The organism is Paraburkholderia acidiphila (assembly GCF_009789655.1).
Taxonomy (GTDB): domain Bacteria; phylum Pseudomonadota; class Gammaproteobacteria; order Burkholderiales; family Burkholderiaceae; genus Paraburkholderia; species Paraburkholderia acidiphila.
In genome coordinates this window covers 2,971,121-2,991,316 of sequence record NZ_CP046909.1, presented here as the reverse complement: position 1 = coordinate 2,991,316, position 20,196 = coordinate 2,971,121, and the positions used below count along the sequence as shown (strand labels likewise).

Below are 20,196 nucleotides of genomic sequence, written 5' to 3'. Positions count from 1 at the left end.
CGGCCGGGCCCGCTGAATGGCCGCGGGAATGCTGAAATTCCGGCCTTGGGGCTCGTCCCTGGAATACCCCGCATGTCCCCGCATGCACCCTTTTCGTGGAGCAAACATGACCGTGCCAGTATCCCCGCTCACGTCCGCCCTGGCCCAGATGCAGTCCATGGCGACCCAGGCGGCCGGTGGCCCCACCGCAGCCGACGAAAAGTCCGCCGCGGCCACGGCTGGCGGGTTCGCGGCGGCGCTCAAGTCGTCGATCGACCAGATCAGCGACGCCCAGCAAAAGGCCGTTGGCGAGTCGCAGGCGTTCGAGCTCGGCGCGAACAACGTGTCGCTCAACGACGTGATGGTCGACATGCAGAAAGCCAACATCGGCTTCCAGTTCGGATTGCAGGTGCGCAACAAGCTCGTGGCCGCCTACACCGACATCATGCAGATCCAGGTGTGAAGGCCTTTGCCTCCTCAATGCGCTAAAGCTTCCTCCCCTACGTTCCGATAACCCGGCTAGAAGAGTCCGTCGCTCGTGCATGCGCCGCGCGTCGGACGACCGCACTCAAGCCAAACGTATCAAGGAGAAGCGCCGATGTTTTCCCCTGCCCAATCTGGAGCTAACGCATATGCACGCGTGGGCGTTGAAACGGGGGTCATGGGTGCGAGCCCGCACAAGCTGATCGTGCTCCTGTATCAGGGCGCGCGTCAGGCCATCGCGCAGGCACGTATGCATTTGCAGGCCGGCAACGTCGGCCCGCGTTGCGAGGCGATCGCCAAGGCGATCCGGATTGTCGAGAGCGGACTTCAGCTCGCGTTGAACGTCGAGGCGGGCGGCGAGATCGCTCAACGCCTGAATTCGCTGTACAGCTACATGACGAAGCGCCTGCTGGAAGCCAATATTAAACAGAGCGAGACCATGCTGGTCGAGGTCGACGGACTGCTGGCTACGCTCGAAGAAGCCTGGTTGGGGATAGCGCCGGAAGTGGCAAGGATGGCCGAACAGTCATCCGCGTCAGCGCCCGGCTCATTGATGAGATGAGTTCAAAAGCAGACTACTTCGCCCGCTACGAAGCGATAGCGGCCGTATCGGAGCAGATGCTCCATGCGGCGCGCGACGCGCACTGGAACGATCTGATCGGCTTGCAAGAGGAGTACCGGATCCTCGTCGATGCCTTGAAGGACGCCGAAGCCGCGGTACGGCTCACGGTTTCCGAACGGGCGCGCAAGTACGAGCTGATCCGCCAGATCCTCGCCGACGACGCCGCCATTCGCGATCTCGCCAGCCCTTGCATGGCGCGGCTTTCGGCGCTCTTTTACGGCACCGCGCAGCCCGCGCGGGTCTTGCAGGAAATCTACGGCGCCCGCTAGTGCGGCGCGTGGCGCCTCGCGAGGCAAAGGCACGCAACGCTCCATGAACCGGCAGGTCAGCGCTGTGCGCAGATCCGGAACACCATGAACGGAATCGACACCGGAGCCGCCGCGCTCCTCGCGAGCCGCATCGCGGCGCTCACGCCGGTCGGCCCGCAGGGCGCCTCCGGCGCGGCGCAGACGGGCGTTTCCGCGCTCGCGACGGGCACGGCCGCGCTCGCCGACACCGCCGCCACCACCAGCAGTACGCAGGACTCCGCACAGACCGTGCTTTCGGCGGTTGCGCTGGCGCTCGACGCCATCATCCGCTCGGGCGGCGAGGCGACGCCCGCGGTGGTGGGCAGCGCACCGCTGTGGGCCAACCCCGATGCCGACGCGGCGCCCGGCGGCGCGGGCGCTTTGCCGCTGCCGGGACTCGCCGGCGAAGCGGCACAAGAGGCGCAGGCGGCGCAAGCCGCGCTGCTCGCGGATGTGGCGCTCGCAGCCCAGGGGCTGGCCGGCGACGCACTGGCCGCGGCGGCCGACACGGGAACCGGCACCGCCGCGCAAACGGCGTCCTCGCAAGACCCGCAAGCCGGCCAAACCACCCAGACCGCACAAACTGCGCAAACCGCAGCCGCCGCACAAGCCGGCCCGGTCGCCGCGCTCGCCGCGTCGCTCGCGCAGACGGTGAGCTCGAGCGGACTCTTCTACGAAGCCCACCTCGCGCAATGGTTGCGCGGCCAGCTTTCGCCCGCCGAGCTCGCCGACGAACCGCAGAACCGCCTGCTCGGCGCCCACGCGCAACTTCCGCTCGACTGGAGCCACGACGCAGACGACATCGACGACGTGCAATGGACCGAAACGTTCGCCGACGCGCCGGGCGGCGCGCACGGCGACGCGGGCAATGCTTCCAATGCGGCAAGCGCGGTCAATGCGGCACTGGCGCGGGCGTTTCCCGGGCTGGCGGATCTGCACGGCGATGCGGCCTCGGCCACGGCACAGACCCAGGCGCGTGCGGCGCTCGCCGACACCCTGTTGCCCGCCATGCACGAAGCCGCGGCGCAGGCCGCCGGCCCGTCGGTCCATCCGGCTGTGATTCCGCTCGTTCGCCAGCAGCTCGATTTGCTCGCGACCGGCGAGTTTCGCTGGAATGGCGAGGCCTGGCCGGGCGTGCGGGTGGACTGGAGCATCCAGCAAGACGACTACGACGAGCGCGACGCGCACGCGGGCACGGCCGGTGTGGACGCCGACGACATCCCATGGCGCACGCGCCTCACGCTTGCGCTGCCGAAGCTCGGCACCGTCGACGCGGAACTCACGCTGACGGGCGCGACGCTCGCCGTGCGCGTGCAGGCGAGCGTGGGCGGCGCCACGCGCCTGAGCGCAGAGAGCGAGTCGCTGCGCGGGCGGCTCGAAGCGCTCGGACTCACGCTCGCGGGGCTGTCGATCCGCGAGATCGGCAGCGGCGCGGCGGCCAGTCCGGCCGAGGCCGCGAGAGCGGCGAGCGCTGCCAGCGCGTACGCCGCGCAAACCACCTCCGCCGCGGCTGCCACGCAGGCCGCGCCGGATGCGCCAGCCGCGGGAGCGAGCGCCGACGCGAACGATCACCGGAACCACGACCAGAACTGGGAGTTGTGATGAGCCGCACGCACCGCAAGAGCGCCGCGGCGCTCGCCTACGACGCCCCCGAAGGCGACGGCGCGCCGCGCGTGGTCGCCAAGGGCTACGGCCTCGTCGCCGAGATGATCGTGCAGCGCGCGAAGGAGGCGGGCCTCTACGTGCACGAAGCGCCGGAGATGGTTTCGCTGCTCATGCGCGTGGACCTCGACGCGAAGATTCCGCCGCAGCTCTATCAGGCGGTCGCCGAACTCCTGGCCTGGCTGCACCGCCTCGAAGCGGACAACGACGCGAAAGCCAAAGAGGCCGCACAAGCACAAAACGGCGCGGCGGCCGACGCCGCAGCCGGCGCTCCCGTGCGTGACATCAGCGACGTTCGCAGGGTCGGCGGCGGCCGGGGCGCTCGCCCGGCACTGCCGTTCAACCCTTCAACATCATCTTGATCAGCAAGGCGAAGCGCTTGCCGTAGGGCGGCGCGATGAGCCCGCGCGCGTTCAGCCGCGCCTGCGTGAAGACGGGCTTCATCTTCGAGAACGTGACGAAGCCCTCGTAGCCGTGATACGCGCCCATGCCGCTCGCGCCGACGCCGCCGAACGGCAGTCCTTCGGCGGCAATGTGCATGAGCGTTTCGTTCACCGACATCCCGCCCGCGACCGTTTCGCGCGTCACGCGCTCGACCGTGCGCGCGTCGTCGGCATAGAGATAGAGCGAGAGCGGGCGAGGGCGCGCGTTCACGTAGCGCAGCGCTTCGTCGAGCGTGTCGTAGGGCACGAGCGGCAACAGCGGCCCGAAGATTTCCTCCTGCATGAGCGCCGTTTGCGCTCCGGCGTTCGTCACGATGACGGGCGCGAAGCGCCGCGTGGCGGCGTCGTGCGTGCCGAGCGCGTGCAGTTGCGCGCCGCTCGCCTGCGCCTCGTCGGCGAGACGTTGCAGGCGTTCGAAGTGGCGCGCCGAGATGATCGACGTGTAGTCGCGGTTGTTCGCGAAGTCCGGGTAGAGCTGGGCGAAGCGCGTGCGCGCGCGGGCGATGAACGCCTCTTCCTGGCCGCGCGGCAGCAGCACGTAGTCGGGCGCGATGCAGGTTTGCCCCGCGTTCAGCGTCTTGCCGAGCAGCAGGCTGTCCACGGCGTAATTCAGGCGTGCCGTTTCGCCGATGATCACGGGCGACTTGCCACCCAGTTCGAGCGTGACCGGCGTGAGGTTCGCGGCGGCCGCGCGCATGACCTCGTGCCCCACGCGCGTCGAACCGGTGAAGAGCAGATGGTCGAACGGCAGCGCGCTGAAGGCGGCGCCGACTGTTGCGTCGCCGTTCACGACCGTCACGTGGTCGCGCGCGAATGTCTTGCCGATCAACTCCTCGAAGAGCGCGGACGTGCGCGGCGTGAGCTCCGACATCTTGATCATCGCGCGGTTGCCCGCCGCGAGCGCGCACACGAGCGGGCTCGCGGCGAGCAGCAATGGGTAATTCCACGGCACGACGATGCCCGCCACCCCAAGCGGCTGCGGCACCACCTTCGCGCGGCCCGGCAGCAGCCATTTGCCCACCGGCCGGCGCCGCGGCTTCATCCAGCGCGCGCCGTGCCTGAGCGCCGCGTCGATCTCCTGCTTGAGGACGACGAATTCCGCGAGCGCGACTTCCGCCTTCGAGCGCTGGCCGAAGTCGGCGTTCATCGCCTCGGCGAGCGCGTCGCGGTGCGAGAACAGCACGTCGCGAAGCGCCTTGAGATGGCGCGCGCGTGTGTCCCACGACGGGAACGGATCGCGCAGGAAGGCTTCGCGCTGCGCGGCCAGCAGCGTGTTCAGCGCGGCGCGCGGATCGTCGGGCGCGCCGTACGCGTTGCGGGCGAAGTCTTCGGGCAGGTCCTGCTTCATGGTCGGTCCTTGTGGGGTTCGCGCTCGGCGTATGCGTGAACGGAAAAATCGGGTTACGTATTCACACCACGCGCGACGGAAACGCCCGCTCGATGATCGCGGCGTGATCGAAGCGCGCGGGCAGCGTGCCGAATACGCGGTCGCAGTCGGCGTCGTGCTCGTCGAGGCGCGTGGCGATGAACGCTTGCGCCATTTCCGGCGGCCCGTCGCGCAGCAGCATGGCCTGCGCGATCAGCACGATTTGCTGCGCGATGCGCCGCGCGCTCGCCTCACGTGTGCCAGGCGCCCCGTTGAGCAGCACCGAGAGGCGGTCGAGCGCGGCGTTCAACACGGGATGAGTCTGCGCGTCGCGGCGCCACGCGAGAAAGAGCGCCTGGGCGGCATCGGCCTCGCGCTCCAGCGCGCGCAGCACGTCGAGGCACATCACGTTGCCCGAGCCTTCCCAGATCGAGTTGACGGGCGCTTCGCGGTAAAAGCGCGCCATCGGCCCTTCCTCGACGTAGCCGTTGCCGCCCCATACCTCCATGGCTTCGCCCGTGAACGCGAGCGCGCGCTTGCAGACCCAGAACTTCGCCGCCGGCGTGACGATGCGCCGCCACGCGCGCGCTTCGAGCGACGTGTCGTCCGTGTCGCCGGGTTTCGCCTCGGCGCTGTCTTCGAAGGCGCGCGCAAGCCGCATGAAGAGCGCCGTCGCCGCTTCCGATTCGAGCGCGAGATCGGCGAGCACGTTTTGCATGAGCGGCTGCTGCGCAAGCACGCGGCCAAACGCGCTGCGGTGGCGCGCATGGTGAATCGCCTGCACGAGCGCCGCGCGCATGAGCGCCGCGCTGCCGATCACGCAGTCGAGCCGCGTGTAGTTCGCCATTTCGATGATGGTCGGCACGCCGCGGCCTTCGTCGCCGATCATCACGCCGTACGCGTCGAAGAATTCCACTTCGCTGCTCGCATTCGAGCGGTTGCCGAGCTTGTTCTTCAGGCGTTGCACGTTCACTGCGTTTTTCGTGCCGTCCGGCCGGTAGCGCGGCACGAAGAAGCATGAAAGTCCGTCGTGCTCCGTGGTGCGCGCGAGCACGAGATGCGCGTCGCACTGCGGCGCCGAGAAAAACCACTTGTGACCGGTGAGCAGATACGCCGCGCCGCGTCCGATTTCGACGCCCGCCGGGCGCGCCTCGGTGCGGTTGCTGCGGACGTCCGAGCCGCCTTGCTTCTCCGTCATGCCCATGCCGATCATCATCGAGCGCTTTTGCGCGAGCGGCAGGTCGCGCGCGTCGTGCTCGCGCGTGTAGAGCGGCGCGCGCAGCGTGTCGAACAGCGCCGGCTCGCGCTGCAGCACGGCAATGCTCGCGAAGGTCATGGTCAGCGGGCAGAGCGACCCCGATTCGAGCTGCGCGTGCAGGAAGTAGCCTGCGCAGCGCGCGGCCATCGCGCCGGGCTGCGGGTCCGAATACGGCAGCGCGTGCAGCCCTTGCTCGCGCAGCAGCGCCAGCAGGTCGTGCCAGGCGGGGTGGAATTCGAGCGCGTCGATCCGTTCGCCACGCGGGCTGTGCGTGTGCAGTTCGGGCTCGTGGCGGTTGGCGAGATCGGCGAGCGCGAGCGTTTCGGCTTTGCCGAGCGTTTCGCCATGGCGCGTGAGCGTTTCGCGGTGCCAGTCCGCGCCCGCGCGCGTGAGGGCCTCGCCGAGCGCGGCGTCGGTGGTGAAGAGGTTGTAGTCGGCGAGCGGCGGCGCCTGGTTCGTGACTTCGTGGGTCGTGCCGGGGCGATGCGTGGCTTCCGTCGGGTTCATTTGCCTGTCTCCGATGCAAGGCTGCTGCTGCGGGCGCGGCGTGCTTCACGCGCGGCCGATCGTGTTGTGTTCGCTGTCGTCGTGTCGGGGAGGCGTGCGCAGCGGCCGCTCCGTGTGAAGCGTCCGAGTGGTGAGAGATGCTTGTGCGCTCCAGCCCTCCCTATGCCGCTTGCTGGGCGCTTGCCGGCTCCCGCTCTGGCGGCTGAACCGCCTTCCATCATAGGCGTCGATCCCGCCGTCAGGTTTAGAGGGGATGCTCTGACATAAAAGCTGACCTCGGAATCAGACGCTTCCTACAATGCGCCATTGAAACCGAAAACGAACGAGCGTGCAAATAGCGCGCCGACAGCTCTGCATGGGGCCGGAGTAAGCTCTAAAGCGCTAACTGCGGCCGACAGAGGGAGACGATGCAATACGACTACATCATCGTGGGCGGCGGCTCAGGCGGCGCGTCGCTGGCGGGTCGCCTCGCCGATCGTTGCCCGCAGGCGAGCATCGCGCTCGTCGAGGCCGGGCCGCACACGGCGCGCAATCCGTTCGTCAACATGCCGCTCGGCGTCGCCGCGCTCGTGCCGTTTCGCACCAAAAACAACTACGCCTATGCAACCGTGCCGCAGCCCGGACTCGCCGGACGGCGCGGCTACCAGCCTCGCGGCCGTGGTTTCGGCGGCTCGAGCGCCATCAACGCGATGATCTACACGCGCGGCCATCCGCTCGATTACGACGAATGGGCGCAGCTTGGCTGCACGGGCTGGGCGTGGCGCGACGTGCTGCCGTACTTCCTGCGCGCCGAGGACAACGAGCGCGGCGCGAGCGCCTGGCATGGCGCGGGCGGCCCGCTAGGCGTGGCCGACCTGCGCGAGCGCAATCCGGTGGCCGCGCGCTTCGTCGAGGCCGCGCGCGAGGCGGGCTTCCGGCTGAACGCCGACTTCAATGGCGAGGAACAGGAGGGCGTCGGCTTCTATCAGGTGACGCAGCGCGGTGGCGAACGTTGCTCGGTGGCGCGCGCGTATCTGTATGGACGCGAGCGGCCGAACCTGCATCTGATCCCCAACGCGACGGTCCTGCGCGTGACCTTCGAAGGCGCGCGCGCGAGCGGCGTGGAACTCGCGCGCGGCGGCGCGATCGAGACACTGCAGGCGCGCGCCGAGGTGATCCTCGCGGCAGGCGCGTTCAACTCGCCGCAAGTGCTCATGTGCTCGGGCATCGGCCCAGCCGACGAACTGCGCGCACTCGGCATTGCGGTGCGCCACGACGCGCCCGAGGTCGGCCGCAATCTGATCGACCATATCGATTTCACCTTCAACAAGCGCGTGCATTCGAGCGACACCGTGGGCTACTCGCTGCGCGGCGCGGCGCGTATGACCGCGGGCTTCGTGCGCTATCTGCGCGGGCGGCGCGGCATGCTCACGACCAACGTCGCGGAGGCGGGCGGCTTTCTGAAGAGTCGCCCCGAACTCGACCGGCCCGACCTGCAGTTGCACTTTTGCACGGCAATCGTCGACGATCACAACCGCCGTCCGCATTGGGGCCACGGCTATTCCCTGCACGTGTGCGTGCTGCGCCCGGCAAGCCGCGGCACGGTCACGCTCGCGAGCGCCGACGCGCGCGTGGCGCCCGTGATCGACCCGCGCTTTCTTTCCGATACGCGCGACGTCGATGCGCTCGTAGAGGGCGCACGTCTCGCGCGGCGCATACTCGACGCGCCCGCGCTGGCTCAATTAGGCGGCCGCGAACTCTACACGCATGGCGAACAGAGCGACGCGCAATTGCGCGACACGATCGCCCGTCATGCCGATACGATCTATCACCCTGTTGCGACCTGCCGCATGGGCGGCGATGCGCGCGCTGTCGTCGATCCGCAATTGCGCGTGCGCGGCGTGACGGGTCTGCGCATTGCCGACGCCTCGGTCATGCCGACACTCATCGGCGGCAACACGAATGCGCCGAGCGTGATGATCGGCGAGCGCGCGGCCGACTTCGTCGCACAAGCGAGATACGCGGGCGATACGCGGCTTCAGCACGTCGACGCCTGACGCGCGATTTCTCTTTTTCCTACTTCATTGCGTGTGCTCATCGCAGGCTTGCAAGCGAGACGCACCGTCGTCTCGTTGCAACCGCAACATCGCGCAATGTCGCGACTAGTCCGATTTTTCGGGGCTTTTCGTCAAACAATGTGCGGATTGCCGTTTGCGTGCTTTTTCGAGATTTCGCACTCCCTATAATCGCGCTCGCATTTGGGCGTGTCAGGTGGCGCGTCCGCGAACTGGAGGGTCCGCCTCGATGAGCATCAATGTCTTTCAACTGCTGGAAACCGTTCTGAGCGACAACGTCGTCAAGTCAATGGGAACGCGCTACGGCCTCACGCCCGACTTCACGCGCAAGGTCGCGGGCGCCGCCGCACCGGCCATCATGGCCGCCATCATGCATCGCGGTGCGACGCCCGAAGGCGCGCGCAGCCTCTTTTCCACGATCATGTCGTCCGACGCGAATCCGCTGATCGGCAAGCAACTGCCTGAGCTGCTCGCGAGCACGGCGGGCCTGGGCCAGCTCGAAGCCACCGGCCGCGAACTGGTCCAGAAGGCGACCGGCGCGAACGTCGGCGCGCTCGCCGACGCGGTCGCCGCGCAAACGGGTGCGCCGCAGTCCACAGCCTTCTCGCTCGCCGGCGTGGTTGGCGCGGCGATCATGGGGATTCTCAAACAGCACTTCACCGCTTCCCAAGGCTTCGTCGGACAACTGCCGACGCTGCTTGGCCATCAGCTGCCGTCAGTCAACGCGAGCCTCACCGATCATCTTGCGGGTGCGCTGGGCCTTGGCAGCGCCGCCGCGTTCGCTGGCTCGATCATGGGCCGGCTGAAAGATGTCTCCGCGCATCTCGATCATCCGCAGCCCGTGGTGCGTCCGGTGCCGGCCTCGGTGCCGCCGCAGACCGTGGCCGAGTCCACGCCGCCCATCGCCGAGGAGAAGCGCCGCCATCACTGGCTCTGGTGGCTGCTCGCCGCGCTCGCGCTGATCGTCGCCTTCTTTGCGCTGCGTTCGTGCCAGCACGATGAAGCCGCAACGCAGGACGCCGCGCAGCCCGCCTCGGCCAGCACGATGGCGCCGGGTGCGGTCGCCGCATCGGATGCGGCGTCGCAGGCGGATAGCGCTTCGGCGCCTGCAGCGAGCTCCGATGCCGCCGCTTCCGCCACGGTCGCTTCCGGTCCGGTCGCGGCCGCGAGCGATGCCGCTCCCGCGCCGACCCAGGACGCGCACCTGTCGTTCACGGTCGACAAGTCAGGCGTGCCGACGATCACGGCGACGGTAGGCACCGAAGCCGAGAAGACGCAACTCATCGACGCCCTCACGAAGCAGTTCGGCGCAGGCAAGTTCAACGCCAACGTGAACGTCGACGCAGCGACGAAGCCCGCCGAGTGGCTCGCGCACCTCGACGGCCTGCTGCCGCTCATGGCGCTGCCCGGCGCGGAAGTGAAGATCGACGGCACTCACGTCGAACTGAGCGGCGCGGCCGCCGACGCGAAGGCAGGCTGGCTCGACAAGCTCAAGGCGTTGTTCGGCTCGGGCTTCGACATCGGCGTGTTCAACGTGCAGAAGGCCGTGGCCGATGCCACGCAGTCGTTCCGCGACGCCGTGACGGGCCTGTTCGCCACGGACAGCTCGTGCGCAGGCGCCGATGTGGCGAAGGTGCTCAACCTGCAGGTCGTGAACTTCAAGACCGGCAGCTCGATCGTGCCGGCTTCGGCGGCAGACGATCTGCGCCAGTCGGCGCGCGCGCTGATCGCATGCTCGAAGCGCGGCCAGCCGGTCGCGCTCGAAGTGGCGGGCTACTCGGACAACCTGGGCGACAAGGCGGCGAATCTCGCGCTGTCGAAGCAGCGCGCGCTCGCGGTGCGCACCTACCTCGCTTCGCAGGGCGTGTCGCTGAGCAGGCTCACGGCGCAAGGTTACGGCGACGCGAATCCGGTGGATAGCAACGACACCGAAAGCGGCCGCTTCCACAACCGCCGCATCGAGTTTGTTGCGAAGTAATCCGAAGCAGTCACTGCGCGACGCGCTTCAGCGTTGCGAGAAGCCGTCCGGCGCGAGCCGGGCGGCTTTTTTCATGGCACGGCCCGTCAACCGGGCTTACTCGGCCGCTTTTCCATCCCCGGCGGATGCACGAAGTCATCGAGAAACGTGAACGGCTTGCCGTACTCCGAGCGCGCGACGTCGAGCCAGGCGCGTGCCGCGTGCGAGAGATAGCCGCTGCGTTTCCAGCCGATCGCCATGTCCCAGGTGATCTGCGGCTCGCTCACGGGCAGGCAGGTGAAGCGCTCGGCGTCGAGGCGGCGCACATAGGGCGCGGGGAGCAGTGCGATGCCCACGCCCGCGAGCACGAGCGCCGCCATCAGGTCCCAGTGGCCGCTGCGCCCCACCACCTGCGGCACGAAGCCCGCTGTGCGGCACGCGCCCAGCACGACGTCATTGAGCGCCAGGCTCTCGCCGTAGAACACGAACGGTTCGCCGGCCAGCTCCGCGAGCGGCACGGCGAGCTTGTTGTCCCAGCGCGAGCCGCGCCGGGCGACGAGCCACAACAGCTCGTGCGAGATCGGCAACACGTCGATGAGCGCGGGATCGACGGGCAGCAGCACGCCGCCCAGTTCCAGCTCGCCCGAGATCAGCGCGGCTTCGATGGCGCGCGAGCCCTGCTCGAACAGCTTGAGCTCGATCTTCGGATAGCGCTGGCGGAACGTGGCAATGGCGGGCGTGAAGAGTGAGCCGCCCATCGGCGGGATGCCGATGGTGAGTTCGCCGCGCCCGAGCGTGCCGAGATCGGCGAGTTCGGCCTGCAGCTGCGCCTGGGCAGCGAGCACGTCCTGGCCGCGCTGGTAGACGATGCGCCCCGCGTCGGTCAGCACCATCTGGCGCGCATCGCGCAGCAGAAGCTGCGTGCCGGTCTCGTCTTCGAGCGCCTTCACCATCTTGCTAATGGTCGGCTGCGTGACGTGCAGTTTTTCGGCTGCGGCGGTGAAGCTCTGTTGCCGCACCACCTCGATGAAATAGCGAAGCGCGCGCAGTTCCACGATCGGGACTCCACAAATGTGCAGGAAGCACACTCAGCCGGGTGCTGAGTTGGTGCATTCCAATATGGAATGTAGCAGATGATCTTAAGTCATTATGTTTATGCTGCGCTGCACCCTATACTGACTTCCATTCCAGTGTCACTTAGGGTTTGCCATGACTACCTCGAACACGACCGCGAAAGTCTCTGAAAGCGCCGCGCGCAACGTGGGCGGCATGGCGAGCCTCGGGCGCCGCATCGGCCGTATTGCCGTGCAATCGGCGCTGCTCGCGGGCGTCTGGTACGCCGCCGACACCCTCACGCGCGTCACGCACCTGCCGGTGCCGGGCGGCGTGGTCGGCCTCGTGCTGCTGCTCGCGCTGCTCTTTTGCGGCGGCGTCACGCCGCGCTGGGTGAAGGCGGGCGCTGACTGGCTGCTCTCCGACATGCTGCTGTTCTTCATCCCGGCCGCCGTGGCAGCCGTGAAATACGGCGGCCTGTTTCGCGCCGACGGCTGGCGCCTCGCGCTGGTGGTGGTCGGCGGCACGCTGATGGTGATGGTGGCCGTGGCGTTCGCGGTCGAACAGGCTGCGAAGCTCGAGCGGCGCCTCGCGCTGCGCCGTGTGCGTGTTTCGCGCCATCTGGCGCGGGCTTGAGGCCGCTAAGTCCTGAATAGAGAGAGGGTGATTCCGTCATGAACACGTTTTACGCGTCCCTGTTCGCCGACGACGCAGCGCGGCTCATCGCCGCCGGCTGTTTCATCCTCACCGTCGCGCTCTATTTCGCCTCGAAGGCGCTCTATGCGCGCTTTCGCTCGCCGTGGCTTACGCCGCTCGTCGCGGTGCCGGCAGTGCTGGGCGTGTTCGTGCTGGTGCTCCACATTCCCTACCCGGTGTACTTCCAGGACACGCGCTGGCTCATGTGGCTGCTCGGCCCTGCCACGGTGGCGTTCGCGGTGCCCATCTACGAATACCGCGATCTGCTCAAGCGCCACTGGATTTCGCTCACGGTGGGCGTGACGGTCGGCATCGTCGTGGCGGTGGGCGGCTCGCTCGCGCTGGCCAAGCTCCTGCACCTTTCGCCCGATCTGCAGCGCAGCCTGATGACGCGCTCGATCTCCACGCCGTTCGCCCTCGCGGTGTCGGACAAGATTCACGCGCCGCGCGACCTCACCGCGCTCTTCGTGATCGCCACGGGCGTGTGCGGCATGCTGTTCGGCGAACTGGTGCTCGGCCTCGTGCCGCTGCGCACGCGGCTTGCGCGCGGCGCGCTCTTTGGCGCGGCGGCGCACGGCGTCGGCACGGCGAAGGCGCGCGAGCTGGGCAGCGAAGAGGGCGTGGTGGCGAGCCTCACAATGATGATCGCGGGCGTGGTGATGGTGCTGCTCGCGCCGGCGCTGGGGTTCCTGCCGGTTTGATGGGGGCGCCTAGCTGGGGGCGCCTAGCTGGGGGCGCCGTAGCCCGGGGCGCGGTCGCCTGCCACGCGGGCGGACTTTATCAGGATGGGCCTTTTCCGGACGTGGGTAGGATTCGCCGCGTTGTCGTGTCAGCCGCTCTCGGATGCGTCTGACGCGTGTTTCCTGTCACCCTCATCCTGTTCATGCAACCCATCACCATCATCGTCGCGTGCCACAACGGCGCGGCCACGCTTGCCCGCGCGCTCGACAGCTGTCTCGCGCAGCCCGAAGCCGAACGCATTCTCGTCGTCGACGATGGCTCGACCGACGCCTCGGCTAATATCGCGCGCGTCCATGCGATGCGCGAACCCCGCGTGCGCCTCGTGCAGATGCCGGACTCGGGCGGTGCCGCCCGCGCACGCAACTGGGGCGCACTCCAGACGGCCACGCCTTATATCGCATTTCTCGACGCGGGCGACGAGTACCTGCCTCACGCGCTCGCCGCCGCACACTCGCATCTGGAGCGGCATCCGCATGAAGCTGCGATTCGGCTCGACGTCGAGTACGCCGGCTTTCCGGACCGGCTCGCCACGCACCCCGATTTCGCCAGGCATACCGAAGCGATCAGCAACACGGTGCCGAGCAGTCTCGTGATCCGGCGGGGCGCCTTTCTCGCGCTGGGCGGCTTTCCCATGGACGAAACCTTTCGCCGGCACGGCGGCGAAGAGGGCGCGTTCGCATGGGCGCTGAGCGAGGTCTTCGGGCAGCGCCGCCTGATCGACGCGAAGCGGGTGCGTCTGCACTATCGCGCAGGCATGCCCGCGGAACGCCATCTGAGCATTCAACTGGGCTTGAGCGAAGCGCAGGCGGCCCTGCAGGGCGAAACGCAGCGCGCCTCGCAAGCCTATTTCGCCACGGCGATGGCGAGCGTGCAGCAGACGCGCGAGCTAGGCTTGCGCAGCCCGGCCCTTTGAGGCGGCGACCGCACCCGGTCCGTCGCACGGGTGTCATCCTGCTGGCCGTCTCAATTTGCTACAATCACGCCTCGTCTTCGAGGAGCGTTGCGACGGGTTTTCTGTAATCCGCCAGGCTCGAAGGCGCTCAATACGGTCGATTCGAGGGCGCGATGCCCTGAAGTCCCCGCACTGAAAACGGCGCTCACGTCTTTAATTTCTAGTCACTTTTAGAAAGGAGGGCGTGATGAACGCCGCAGTTCCGCAAGATCAAGCCAAAGATTTCATCGTCGCCGACATGTCGCTTGCCGCCTGGGGCCGCAAGGAACTGAACATCGCCGAGACCGAAATGCCGGGCCTCGTGCAAACGCGCGAAGAGTACAAGGCGCAGCAGCCGCTCAAGGGCGCGCGCATCGCCGGTTCCCTGCACATGACGATCCAGACGGGCGTGCTGATCGAAACGCTGACGGCGCTCGGCGCCGACGTGCGCTGGGCCTCGTGCAACATCTTCTCGACGCAGGATCACGCAGCCGCTGCCATCGCGCAGGGCGGCGTGCCGGTGTTCGCATTCAAGGGCGAATCGCTCGACGAATACTGGGAGTTCTCGCACCGCATTTTCGAATGGCCGAACGGCGAATTCGCCAACATGATTCTCGACGACGGCGGCGACGCAACGCTGCTGCTGATCCTCGGCTCGAAGGCTGAAAAGGACCACTCGGTCATCGCCAAGCCGACGAACGAGGAAGAAGTCGCGCTGTACAAGTCGATCGCCGCGCACCTCGACATCGACCCGACGTGGTACTCGAAGCGCCTCGCGCACATCAAGGGCGTGACCGAAGAAACGACGACGGGCGTGCACCGCCTGTACCAGATGGAGAAGGAAGGCCGTCTGCCGTTCCCGGCCATCAACGTCAACGACTCGGTCACGAAGTCGAAGTTCGACAACCTGTACGGCTGCCGCGAATCGCTCGTGGACGGCATCAAGCGCGCGACCGACGTGATGATCGCGGGCAAGATCGCCGTCGTGGCCGGTTACGGCGACGTGGGCAAGGGCTGCGCGCAATCGCTGCGTGGTCTCGGCGCGACCGTGTGGGTTACGGAAATCGATCCGATCTGCGCGCTGCAAGCCGCGATGGAAGGCTACCGCGTCGTGACGATGGAGTACGCCGCCGACAAGGCCGACATCTTCGTGACGGCAACGGGCAACTACCATGTGATCAACCACGACCACATGAAGGCAATGCGCCACAACGCGATCGTCTGCAACATCGGCCACTTCGACTCGGAAATCGACGTGGCTTCGACGCGCCAGTACACGTGGGAAAACATCAAGCCGCAAGTCGACCACATCATTTTCCCCGACGGCAAGCGCGTGATCCTGCTGGCCGAAGGCCGCCTCGTGAACCTCGGCTGCGCCACGGGCCACCCGTCGTTCGTGATGTCGAACTCGTTCACGAACCAGACGCTCGCACAGATCGAACTGTTCGTCGAAGGCAGCAAGTACGAGAACAAGGTGTACGTGCTGCCGAAGCACCTGGACGAAAAGGTCGCGCGCCTGCACCTCGCGCGCATCGGCGCGAACCTCTCCGTGCTGTCCGACGACCAGGCTTCGTACATCGGCGTCGACAAGAACGGTCCGTTCAAGCCGAACCACTACCGTTACTGATCGATACAAACGCGCTACAACGCGGCTCGAAGTTTTAAGCCGCGTTTAAGCGGTCAGGCGGATGCTGACCCCAATCCCCGCACGCGCAACGTGCCGGGATCGCGGGCGGCATCCGCCGCCGGCACCTGGCGATACAAAAGCAACGACGCAAAAGGAGTCCTTATGACCGTGCTGCTGACCTGGCTGATCAACGCGCTCGCGCTCCTGATCATCACCTGGCTCGTTCCGTCGATCCATATTCGCAGTTTCGGCACCGCGCTCATCGTCGCGATCGTGCTCGGCCTCATCAACGCCGTGCTGCGCCCGCTGCTGATCGTGCTCACGCTGCCCGTGACCATCCTCACGCTCGGTCTGTTCATCCTCGTGGTGAACGCACTGTGCTTCTGGCTGGCGGCGTCGCTCCTCAAGGGCTTCGAGGTGTCGGGCTTCTGGTCGGCATTTTTCGGCTCGATCCTGTACAGCATCGTCTCGTGGCTGCTTTCGGCGCTGATTTTCGGCAACCGCAGCCTCGGCTGATGCGGGCCCGGGCCGCTCACGTGCGCGGCCTGGCCTCACTGGCCTCATCAACATGAAACCGATCGAACTCTCATTCGAATTCTTCCCGCCGAAGACGCCGGACGGCGTGGAAAAGCTGCGCGCCACGCGCGCCCAGCTCGCCACGCTCAAGCCGAAGTTCGTCTCGGTGACGTTCGGCGCGGGCGGCTCGACGCAACAGGGCACGCTCGACACCGTCGTCGATATCGCGAAGGAAGGCATCGAGGCGGCACCGCACCTCTCGTGCATCGGCTCCTCGAAAGAAAGCCTGCGCGCGATTCTCGGCGAGTACCGCTCGCACGGCATCCGCCACATCGTCGCGCTGCGCGGCGACTTGCCCTCGGGTATGGGCGCGGTGGGCGAGCTGCGCTACGCGTCGGAACTCGTTGCCTTTATCCGCGAGGAAACGGGCGACGCGTTCCACATCGAAGTGGCGGCGTATCCCGAGTACCACCCGCAGGCGCGCTCGCCGCGCCACGACCTCGAAGCGTTCGCGCAAAAGGTGAAGGCGGGCGCGAATTCGGCGATCACGCAGTACTTCTTCAACGCGGATGCGTATTTCCGCTTTGTCGACGACGCGAAGAAGCTGGGCGTGGATATTCCGATCGTGCCCGGCATCATGCCGATCACGAACTACTCGCAACTCATGCGCTTTTCGGAAATGTGCGGCGCCGAAGTGCCGCGCTGGGTCGCCAAGCGTCTTGAAAGCTTTGGCGACGATCGCGAGTCGATTCGCGCGTTCGGGCTCGACGTGGTGACGGACCTGTGCCGCCGCCTCATGGAGGCGGGCGTGCCGGGCATCCACTTCTATACGCTCAACGCGGCGCAAGCCACCAAAACGATCTGCGAGCGGCTGGGGTTCTAGGACGCTCGCCGTCGACAAGCCAGGCGGCCACAAACCGCGCGGTTCCCGGACTCCCGGGCCGCGCGGTTTTTTTTGGGGGTAGGGCGATCTGGGTGCCGTGCATCAGGAACGCACGGCCGCCCCGGAACGCGCGTCAATTCGGCGCGTGATTGTCGCGTTCCGGCGCAATAAAAAGGGGCAAGGTCTACGCTGCGCCGCACCATGCGGCAACAAGCGATCCTGTCAACCGGCGTTTTCCACAGGCGACGGGACTTTTGGCTTGCTTGTGACTGCGGCACGTGCTCAAGTAAGATCACGCCACGCTGGCGCAAGCCGGCATTGAACTGGAGGAAACATGAAAGAAAACAAACTGTTGCGCGCTGCCCGATTGACGTCTCTCGTGGCGCTCGCAGCGGCATCGATTGCTGGAGCCCCCCTCGCGCACGCCGCGCAAAGCATTCCGAACAAGACGCTCGTCTATTGCTCGGAAGGCAGCCCCGCTGGCTTCGACCCGGCGCAATACACGACCGGCACCGACTTCACCGCGAACACGTTCACCGTCTACAACCGTCTCGTCGAATTCGAACGCGGCGGCACGAAGGTCGAACCGGGCCTCGCAGAATCGTGGGACGTTTCCCCTGATGGCAAGACCTACACGTTCCATCTGCGTCATGGCGTGAAGTTCCAGACCACGTCGTTCTTCAAGCCCTCGCGCGAATTCAACGCCGACGACGTCGTGTTCACGTTCGACCGCATGCTCAACCCGAACAACGCGTTCCGCAAGGCGTACCCGGTCTCGTTCCCGTACTTCACGGACATGGGCCTCGACAAGCTGATCGCGAAGGTCGAGAAGGTCGACGCGTACACGGTCAAGTTCACGCTGAACGAGCCGAACGCGCCGTTCATCCAGAACATGGCGATGGAATTCGCCTCGATTCTCTCGGCTGAATACACGGATCAGCTGATGAAGGCCGGCAAGGCTGCCGACCTGAACCAGAATCCGGTCGGCACGGGCCCGTTCATCTTCAAGAGCTACACGAAGGACGCAACGATCCGTTTCGACGGCAATCCTGACTACTGGAAGCCGGGCGCGGTGAAGATCTCCAAGCTGATCTTCTCGATCACGCCGGACGCGAGCGTGCGCGTGCAGAAGATCAAGCGCGACGAATGCCAGGTGATGAGCTATCCGCGTCCCGCCGACATCGCGCCGCTGAAGGCCGAAGCGAACATCGCGATGCCGTCGCAGCCGGGCTTCAACCTGGGCTACCTGTCGTACAACGTCACGCACAAGCCGCTCGACAACGCGGACGTGCGCCACGCGCTCGACATGGCGATCAACAAGAAGGCGATCATCGACTCGGTGTACCAGGGCGCGGGCCAGCTCGCAACCAACCCGATGCCGCCGACGCAATGGTCCTACGTCAAGAACCTGCCGGCCAACGCGTACGACCCGGAGAAGGCCAAGGCGCTGCTCGCCAAGGCTGGCGTGTCGAACGGTTTCGAGATCACGCTGTGGGCCATGCCCGTGCAGCGCGCCTACAACCCGAACGCACGCCTGATGGCGGAAATGATCCAGGCCGACTGGGCCAAGATCGGCGTGAAGGCGAAGATCGTCACGTATGAGTGGGGCGAGTACATCAAGCGCGCGCACGCGGGCGAGGACGACTCGATGCTGATCGGCTGGACGGGCGACAACGGCGATCCGGATAACTGGCTCGGCACGCTGCTCGGCTGCGAGGCCGTGAACGGCAACAACTTCGGCAAGTGGTGCTACAAGCCGTTCGACGAACTGGTCCAGAAGGGCCGCCAGACGTCGGACGTTGCGCAGCGCACCAAGTTCTACCAGGACGCGCAGCACATCTTCGCGCAGCAACTGCCGTTCTCGCCGATCGCTCACTCGACCGTCTATCAGCCGGTCAGCAAGAAGGTGATCGACATGCGCATCGAACCGCTCGGCTACGCGCGCTTCGACGGCGTGAGCATGCAGTAAGGTTTATCGGGTAGTTTTCGCCCAGCTTTCACCTGATCGGAAAGCGAGCGAAATATGGTCCGGCGACCGGGGTCACGAGCCCCTGTCGCCGGTTGCGTTTCATTTCAAGCTTTTGGGGGAACACCACATGTTCCGCTTCGTATTGCGCCGCATCGGCATGGTGATACCCACGTTCATCGGTATCACGATCCTTGCGTTCGCGCTCATCCACCTGATTCCGGGCGACCCCATCGAAGTGATGATGGGCGAGCGCGGCGTCGATCCGCAAATGCACGCCGAGGCGATGCACCGCCTGGGGCTCGACGAGCCCCTGCCGATGCAGTATTTCCACTACGTCTGGCATGCCATTCACGGCAACCTCGGGACCTCGATCATCACCAACACGAGCGTGATGGGCGAGTTTCTCGCGCGCTTTCCCGCCACCGTCGAGCTGTCGCTCTGCGCGCTCATTTTCGCGCTCGCGGTCGGCTTGCCCGCTGGCGTGTTCGCGGCACTGCGGCGCGGCACCGTCGTCGATCACGGCGTCATGGGCACCGCGCTCACCGGCTACTCCATGCCGATCTTCTGGTGGGGGCTCATCCTCATCATGGTGTTCTCGTCGAAGCTCGGCTGGACGCCTGTGTCGGGCCGCATCGCCGTGGAATTCGACATTCCGCACGTGACCGGCTTCATGCTGATCGACTCGCTCCTGCCCGGCACCGACGAAGGCTCGTTCCGCTCGGTGGTGAGCCACCTGATCCTGCCGGCCATCGTGCTCGGCACGATTCCGCTCGCCGTGGTCGCGCGCATGACGCGCTCGTCGATGCTCGAAGTGCTGCGCGAGGACTACATCCGCACCGCGCGCGCCAAGGGTCTTTCGCCCGTGCGCGTGATCGTCGTGCATGCGCTGCGCAATGCGCTGATCCCCGTGGTGACGGTGATCGGCCTTCAGGTCGGCACGCTGCTCGCGGGCGCGGTGCTCACCGAAACGTTGTTTTCCTGGCCCGGTATTGGCAAATGGCTGATCGACGCGATCAGCCGGCGCGATTACCCGGTGGTGCAAGGCGGCATTCTCATGATCGCGACGCTTGTGATCGTCGTGAACCTGTTCGTCGATCTGCTGTACGGCGTGCTCAACCCACGCATTCGACATACGAGGTAAGCGAGCCATGAAAATGCGAAC

Annotated in this window: 18 protein-coding genes and 1 riboswitch; of the genes, 15 read left to right on the top strand and 3 right to left on the bottom strand. The window is 66.6% G+C overall.

Annotated elements, in window-relative coordinates; translation table 11 throughout:
* Positions 1-106: 106 nt before the first annotated feature.
* The 5 genes from fliE (at position 107) to FAZ97_RS13615 (ending at position 3,395) form a co-directional block, all read left to right on the top strand.
* Entirely contained in the window at positions 107-442 is a 336-nt protein-coding gene (gene fliE, locus FAZ97_RS13635; protein ID WP_158758862.1) for a flagellar hook-basal body complex protein FliE, read from the top strand.
* A 135-nt stretch (positions 443-577) separates the two neighbouring features.
* Positions 578-1,024, top strand: a complete 447-nt coding sequence (gene fliS / locus FAZ97_RS13630; protein WP_158758861.1) for a flagellar export chaperone FliS — start codon at positions 578-580, stop codon at positions 1,022-1,024.
* Positions 1,021-1,353 carry a flagellar protein FliT gene (locus tag FAZ97_RS13625; RefSeq protein ID WP_158758860.1) on the top strand — a complete coding sequence of 111 codons (333 nt, stop codon included), beginning with the start codon at positions 1,021-1,023 and terminating at the stop codon, positions 1,351-1,353. Before fliS ends, FAZ97_RS13625 begins: the two co-directional genes overlap by 4 nt.
* Positions 1,354-1,437: 84 nt before the next feature.
* A complete protein-coding gene (gene fliK, locus FAZ97_RS13620) occupies positions 1,438-2,973 on the top strand; it encodes a flagellar hook-length control protein FliK (protein ID WP_158758859.1) in 1,536 nt (511 codons plus the stop codon).
* Positions 2,973-3,395, top strand: a complete 423-nt coding sequence (locus FAZ97_RS13615; protein WP_158758858.1) for an EscU/YscU/HrcU family type III secretion system export apparatus switch protein — start codon at positions 2,973-2,975, stop codon at positions 3,393-3,395. Before fliK ends, FAZ97_RS13615 begins: the two co-directional genes overlap by 1 nt.
* On the opposite strand, the gene FAZ97_RS13610 is transcribed toward FAZ97_RS13615, so the two are convergent.
* Both FAZ97_RS13610 and FAZ97_RS13605 read right to left on the bottom strand, forming a co-directional pair.
* Complete coding sequence (locus tag FAZ97_RS13610; protein WP_158758857.1) at positions 3,373-4,824, bottom strand: coniferyl aldehyde dehydrogenase; 1,452 nt, start codon at positions 4,822-4,824, stop codon at positions 3,373-3,375. The two genes, FAZ97_RS13615 and FAZ97_RS13610, sit on opposite strands and share 23 nt — an antisense overlap.
* A gap of 61 nt (positions 4,825-4,885) precedes the next feature.
* Positions 4,886-6,607, bottom strand: coding sequence for an isovaleryl-CoA dehydrogenase (locus tag FAZ97_RS13605; protein WP_158758856.1), 1,722 nt, complete (start codon positions 6,605-6,607; stop codon positions 4,886-4,888).
* A gap of 407 nt (positions 6,608-7,014) precedes the next feature.
* Here FAZ97_RS13605 and FAZ97_RS13600 point away from each other — a divergent pair, with 407 nt between their 5' ends.
* A complete protein-coding gene (locus tag FAZ97_RS13600) occupies positions 7,015-8,643 on the top strand; it encodes a GMC family oxidoreductase (RefSeq protein ID WP_158758855.1) in 1,629 nt (542 codons plus the stop codon).
* A 247-nt stretch (positions 8,644-8,890) separates the two neighbouring features.
* Entirely contained in the window at positions 8,891-10,639 is a 1,749-nt protein-coding gene (locus FAZ97_RS13595; RefSeq protein ID WP_158758854.1) for an OmpA family protein, read from the top strand.
* An 86-nt stretch (positions 10,640-10,725) separates the two neighbouring features.
* Here the strand turns inward: FAZ97_RS13595 and FAZ97_RS13590 are convergent, their stop codons facing one another.
* Positions 10,726-11,673, bottom strand: a complete 948-nt coding sequence (locus FAZ97_RS13590; RefSeq protein ID WP_158758853.1) for a LysR family transcriptional regulator — start codon at positions 11,671-11,673, stop codon at positions 10,726-10,728.
* A 214-nt stretch (positions 11,674-11,887) separates the two neighbouring features.
* Here FAZ97_RS13590 and FAZ97_RS13585 point away from each other — a divergent pair, with 214 nt between their 5' ends.
* The 8 genes from FAZ97_RS13585 (at position 11,888) to FAZ97_RS13550 (ending at position 20,175) form a co-directional block, all read left to right on the top strand.
* Complete coding sequence (locus tag FAZ97_RS13585; RefSeq protein WP_233271683.1) at positions 11,888-12,307, top strand: CidA/LrgA family protein; 420 nt, start codon at positions 11,888-11,890, stop codon at positions 12,305-12,307.
* 38 nt (positions 12,308-12,345) lie between these two features.
* The gene (locus FAZ97_RS13580; RefSeq protein ID WP_158758851.1) at positions 12,346-13,068 is read left to right on the top strand and encodes an LrgB family protein; all 723 of its coding nucleotides are present in this window, start codon (positions 12,346-12,348) and stop codon (positions 13,066-13,068) included.
* 182 nt (positions 13,069-13,250) lie between these two features.
* Entirely contained in the window at positions 13,251-14,021 is a 771-nt protein-coding gene (locus FAZ97_RS13575; protein ID WP_158758850.1) for a glycosyltransferase family 2 protein, read from the top strand.
* A 73-nt stretch (positions 14,022-14,094) separates the two neighbouring features.
* Positions 14,095-14,214, top strand: a riboswitch (S-adenosyl-L-homocysteine riboswitch).
* Between the two features lie 33 nt (positions 14,215-14,247).
* Entirely contained in the window at positions 14,248-15,666 is a 1,419-nt protein-coding gene (gene ahcY, locus FAZ97_RS13570) for an adenosylhomocysteinase (protein WP_158758849.1), read from the top strand.
* Positions 15,667-15,828: 162 nt separating this feature from the next.
* The gene (locus FAZ97_RS13565) at positions 15,829-16,182 is read left to right on the top strand and encodes a phage holin family protein (RefSeq protein WP_028203399.1); all 354 of its coding nucleotides are present in this window, start codon (positions 15,829-15,831) and stop codon (positions 16,180-16,182) included.
* A 52-nt stretch (positions 16,183-16,234) separates the two neighbouring features.
* Positions 16,235-17,065, top strand: coding sequence for a methylenetetrahydrofolate reductase [NAD(P)H] (gene metF / locus FAZ97_RS13560; RefSeq protein WP_158758848.1), 831 nt, complete (start codon positions 16,235-16,237; stop codon positions 17,063-17,065).
* A gap of 334 nt (positions 17,066-17,399) precedes the next feature.
* Positions 17,400-19,034 (top strand): ABC transporter substrate-binding protein, encoded by a 1,635-nt coding sequence (locus FAZ97_RS13555; protein ID WP_158758847.1) that lies wholly within the window; start codon positions 17,400-17,402, stop codon positions 19,032-19,034.
* 127 nt (positions 19,035-19,161) lie between these two features.
* Positions 19,162-20,175 carry an ABC transporter permease subunit gene (locus FAZ97_RS13550; RefSeq protein WP_158758846.1) on the top strand — a complete coding sequence of 338 codons (1,014 nt, stop codon included), beginning with the start codon at positions 19,162-19,164 and terminating at the stop codon, positions 20,173-20,175.
* Positions 20,176-20,196: the final 21 nt, after the last annotated feature.

What these genes read in the sequence shown, in the direction of transcription:
- fliE (WP_158758862.1), top strand. Translation starts at nt 107, where the DNA reads ATGACCGTGCCAGTATCCCCGCTCACGTCCGCCCTGGCCCAGATGCAG.
- fliS (WP_158758861.1), top strand. Translation starts at nt 578, where the DNA reads ATGTTTTCCCCTGCCCAATCTGGAGCTAACGCATATGCACGCGTGGGC.
- FAZ97_RS13625 (WP_158758860.1), top strand. Translation starts at nt 1,021, where the DNA reads ATGAGTTCAAAAGCAGACTACTTCGCCCGCTACGAAGCGATAGCGGCC.
- fliK (WP_158758859.1), top strand. Translation starts at nt 1,438, where the DNA reads ATGAACGGAATCGACACCGGAGCCGCCGCGCTCCTCGCGAGCCGCATC.
- FAZ97_RS13615 (WP_158758858.1), top strand. Translation starts at nt 2,973, where the DNA reads ATGAGCCGCACGCACCGCAAGAGCGCCGCGGCGCTCGCCTACGACGCC.
- FAZ97_RS13610 (WP_158758857.1), bottom strand. Translation starts at nt 4,824, where the DNA reads ATGAAGCAGGACCTGCCCGAAGACTTCGCCCGCAACGCGTACGGCGCG.
- FAZ97_RS13605 (WP_158758856.1), bottom strand. Translation starts at nt 6,607, where the DNA reads ATGAACCCGACGGAAGCCACGCATCGCCCCGGCACGACCCACGAAGTC.
- FAZ97_RS13600 (WP_158758855.1), top strand. Translation starts at nt 7,015, where the DNA reads ATGCAATACGACTACATCATCGTGGGCGGCGGCTCAGGCGGCGCGTCG.
- FAZ97_RS13595 (WP_158758854.1), top strand. Translation starts at nt 8,891, where the DNA reads ATGAGCATCAATGTCTTTCAACTGCTGGAAACCGTTCTGAGCGACAAC.
- FAZ97_RS13585 (WP_233271683.1), top strand. Translation starts at nt 11,888, where the DNA reads ATGGCGAGCCTCGGGCGCCGCATCGGCCGTATTGCCGTGCAATCGGCG.
- FAZ97_RS13580 (WP_158758851.1), top strand. Translation starts at nt 12,346, where the DNA reads ATGAACACGTTTTACGCGTCCCTGTTCGCCGACGACGCAGCGCGGCTC.
- FAZ97_RS13575 (WP_158758850.1), top strand. Translation starts at nt 13,251, where the DNA reads ATGCAACCCATCACCATCATCGTCGCGTGCCACAACGGCGCGGCCACG.
- ahcY (WP_158758849.1), top strand. Translation starts at nt 14,248, where the DNA reads ATGAACGCCGCAGTTCCGCAAGATCAAGCCAAAGATTTCATCGTCGCC.
- FAZ97_RS13565 (WP_028203399.1), top strand. Translation starts at nt 15,829, where the DNA reads ATGACCGTGCTGCTGACCTGGCTGATCAACGCGCTCGCGCTCCTGATC.
- metF (WP_158758848.1), top strand. Translation starts at nt 16,235, where the DNA reads ATGAAACCGATCGAACTCTCATTCGAATTCTTCCCGCCGAAGACGCCG.
- FAZ97_RS13555 (WP_158758847.1), top strand. Translation starts at nt 17,400, where the DNA reads ATGAAAGAAAACAAACTGTTGCGCGCTGCCCGATTGACGTCTCTCGTG.
- FAZ97_RS13550 (WP_158758846.1), top strand. Translation starts at nt 19,162, where the DNA reads ATGTTCCGCTTCGTATTGCGCCGCATCGGCATGGTGATACCCACGTTC.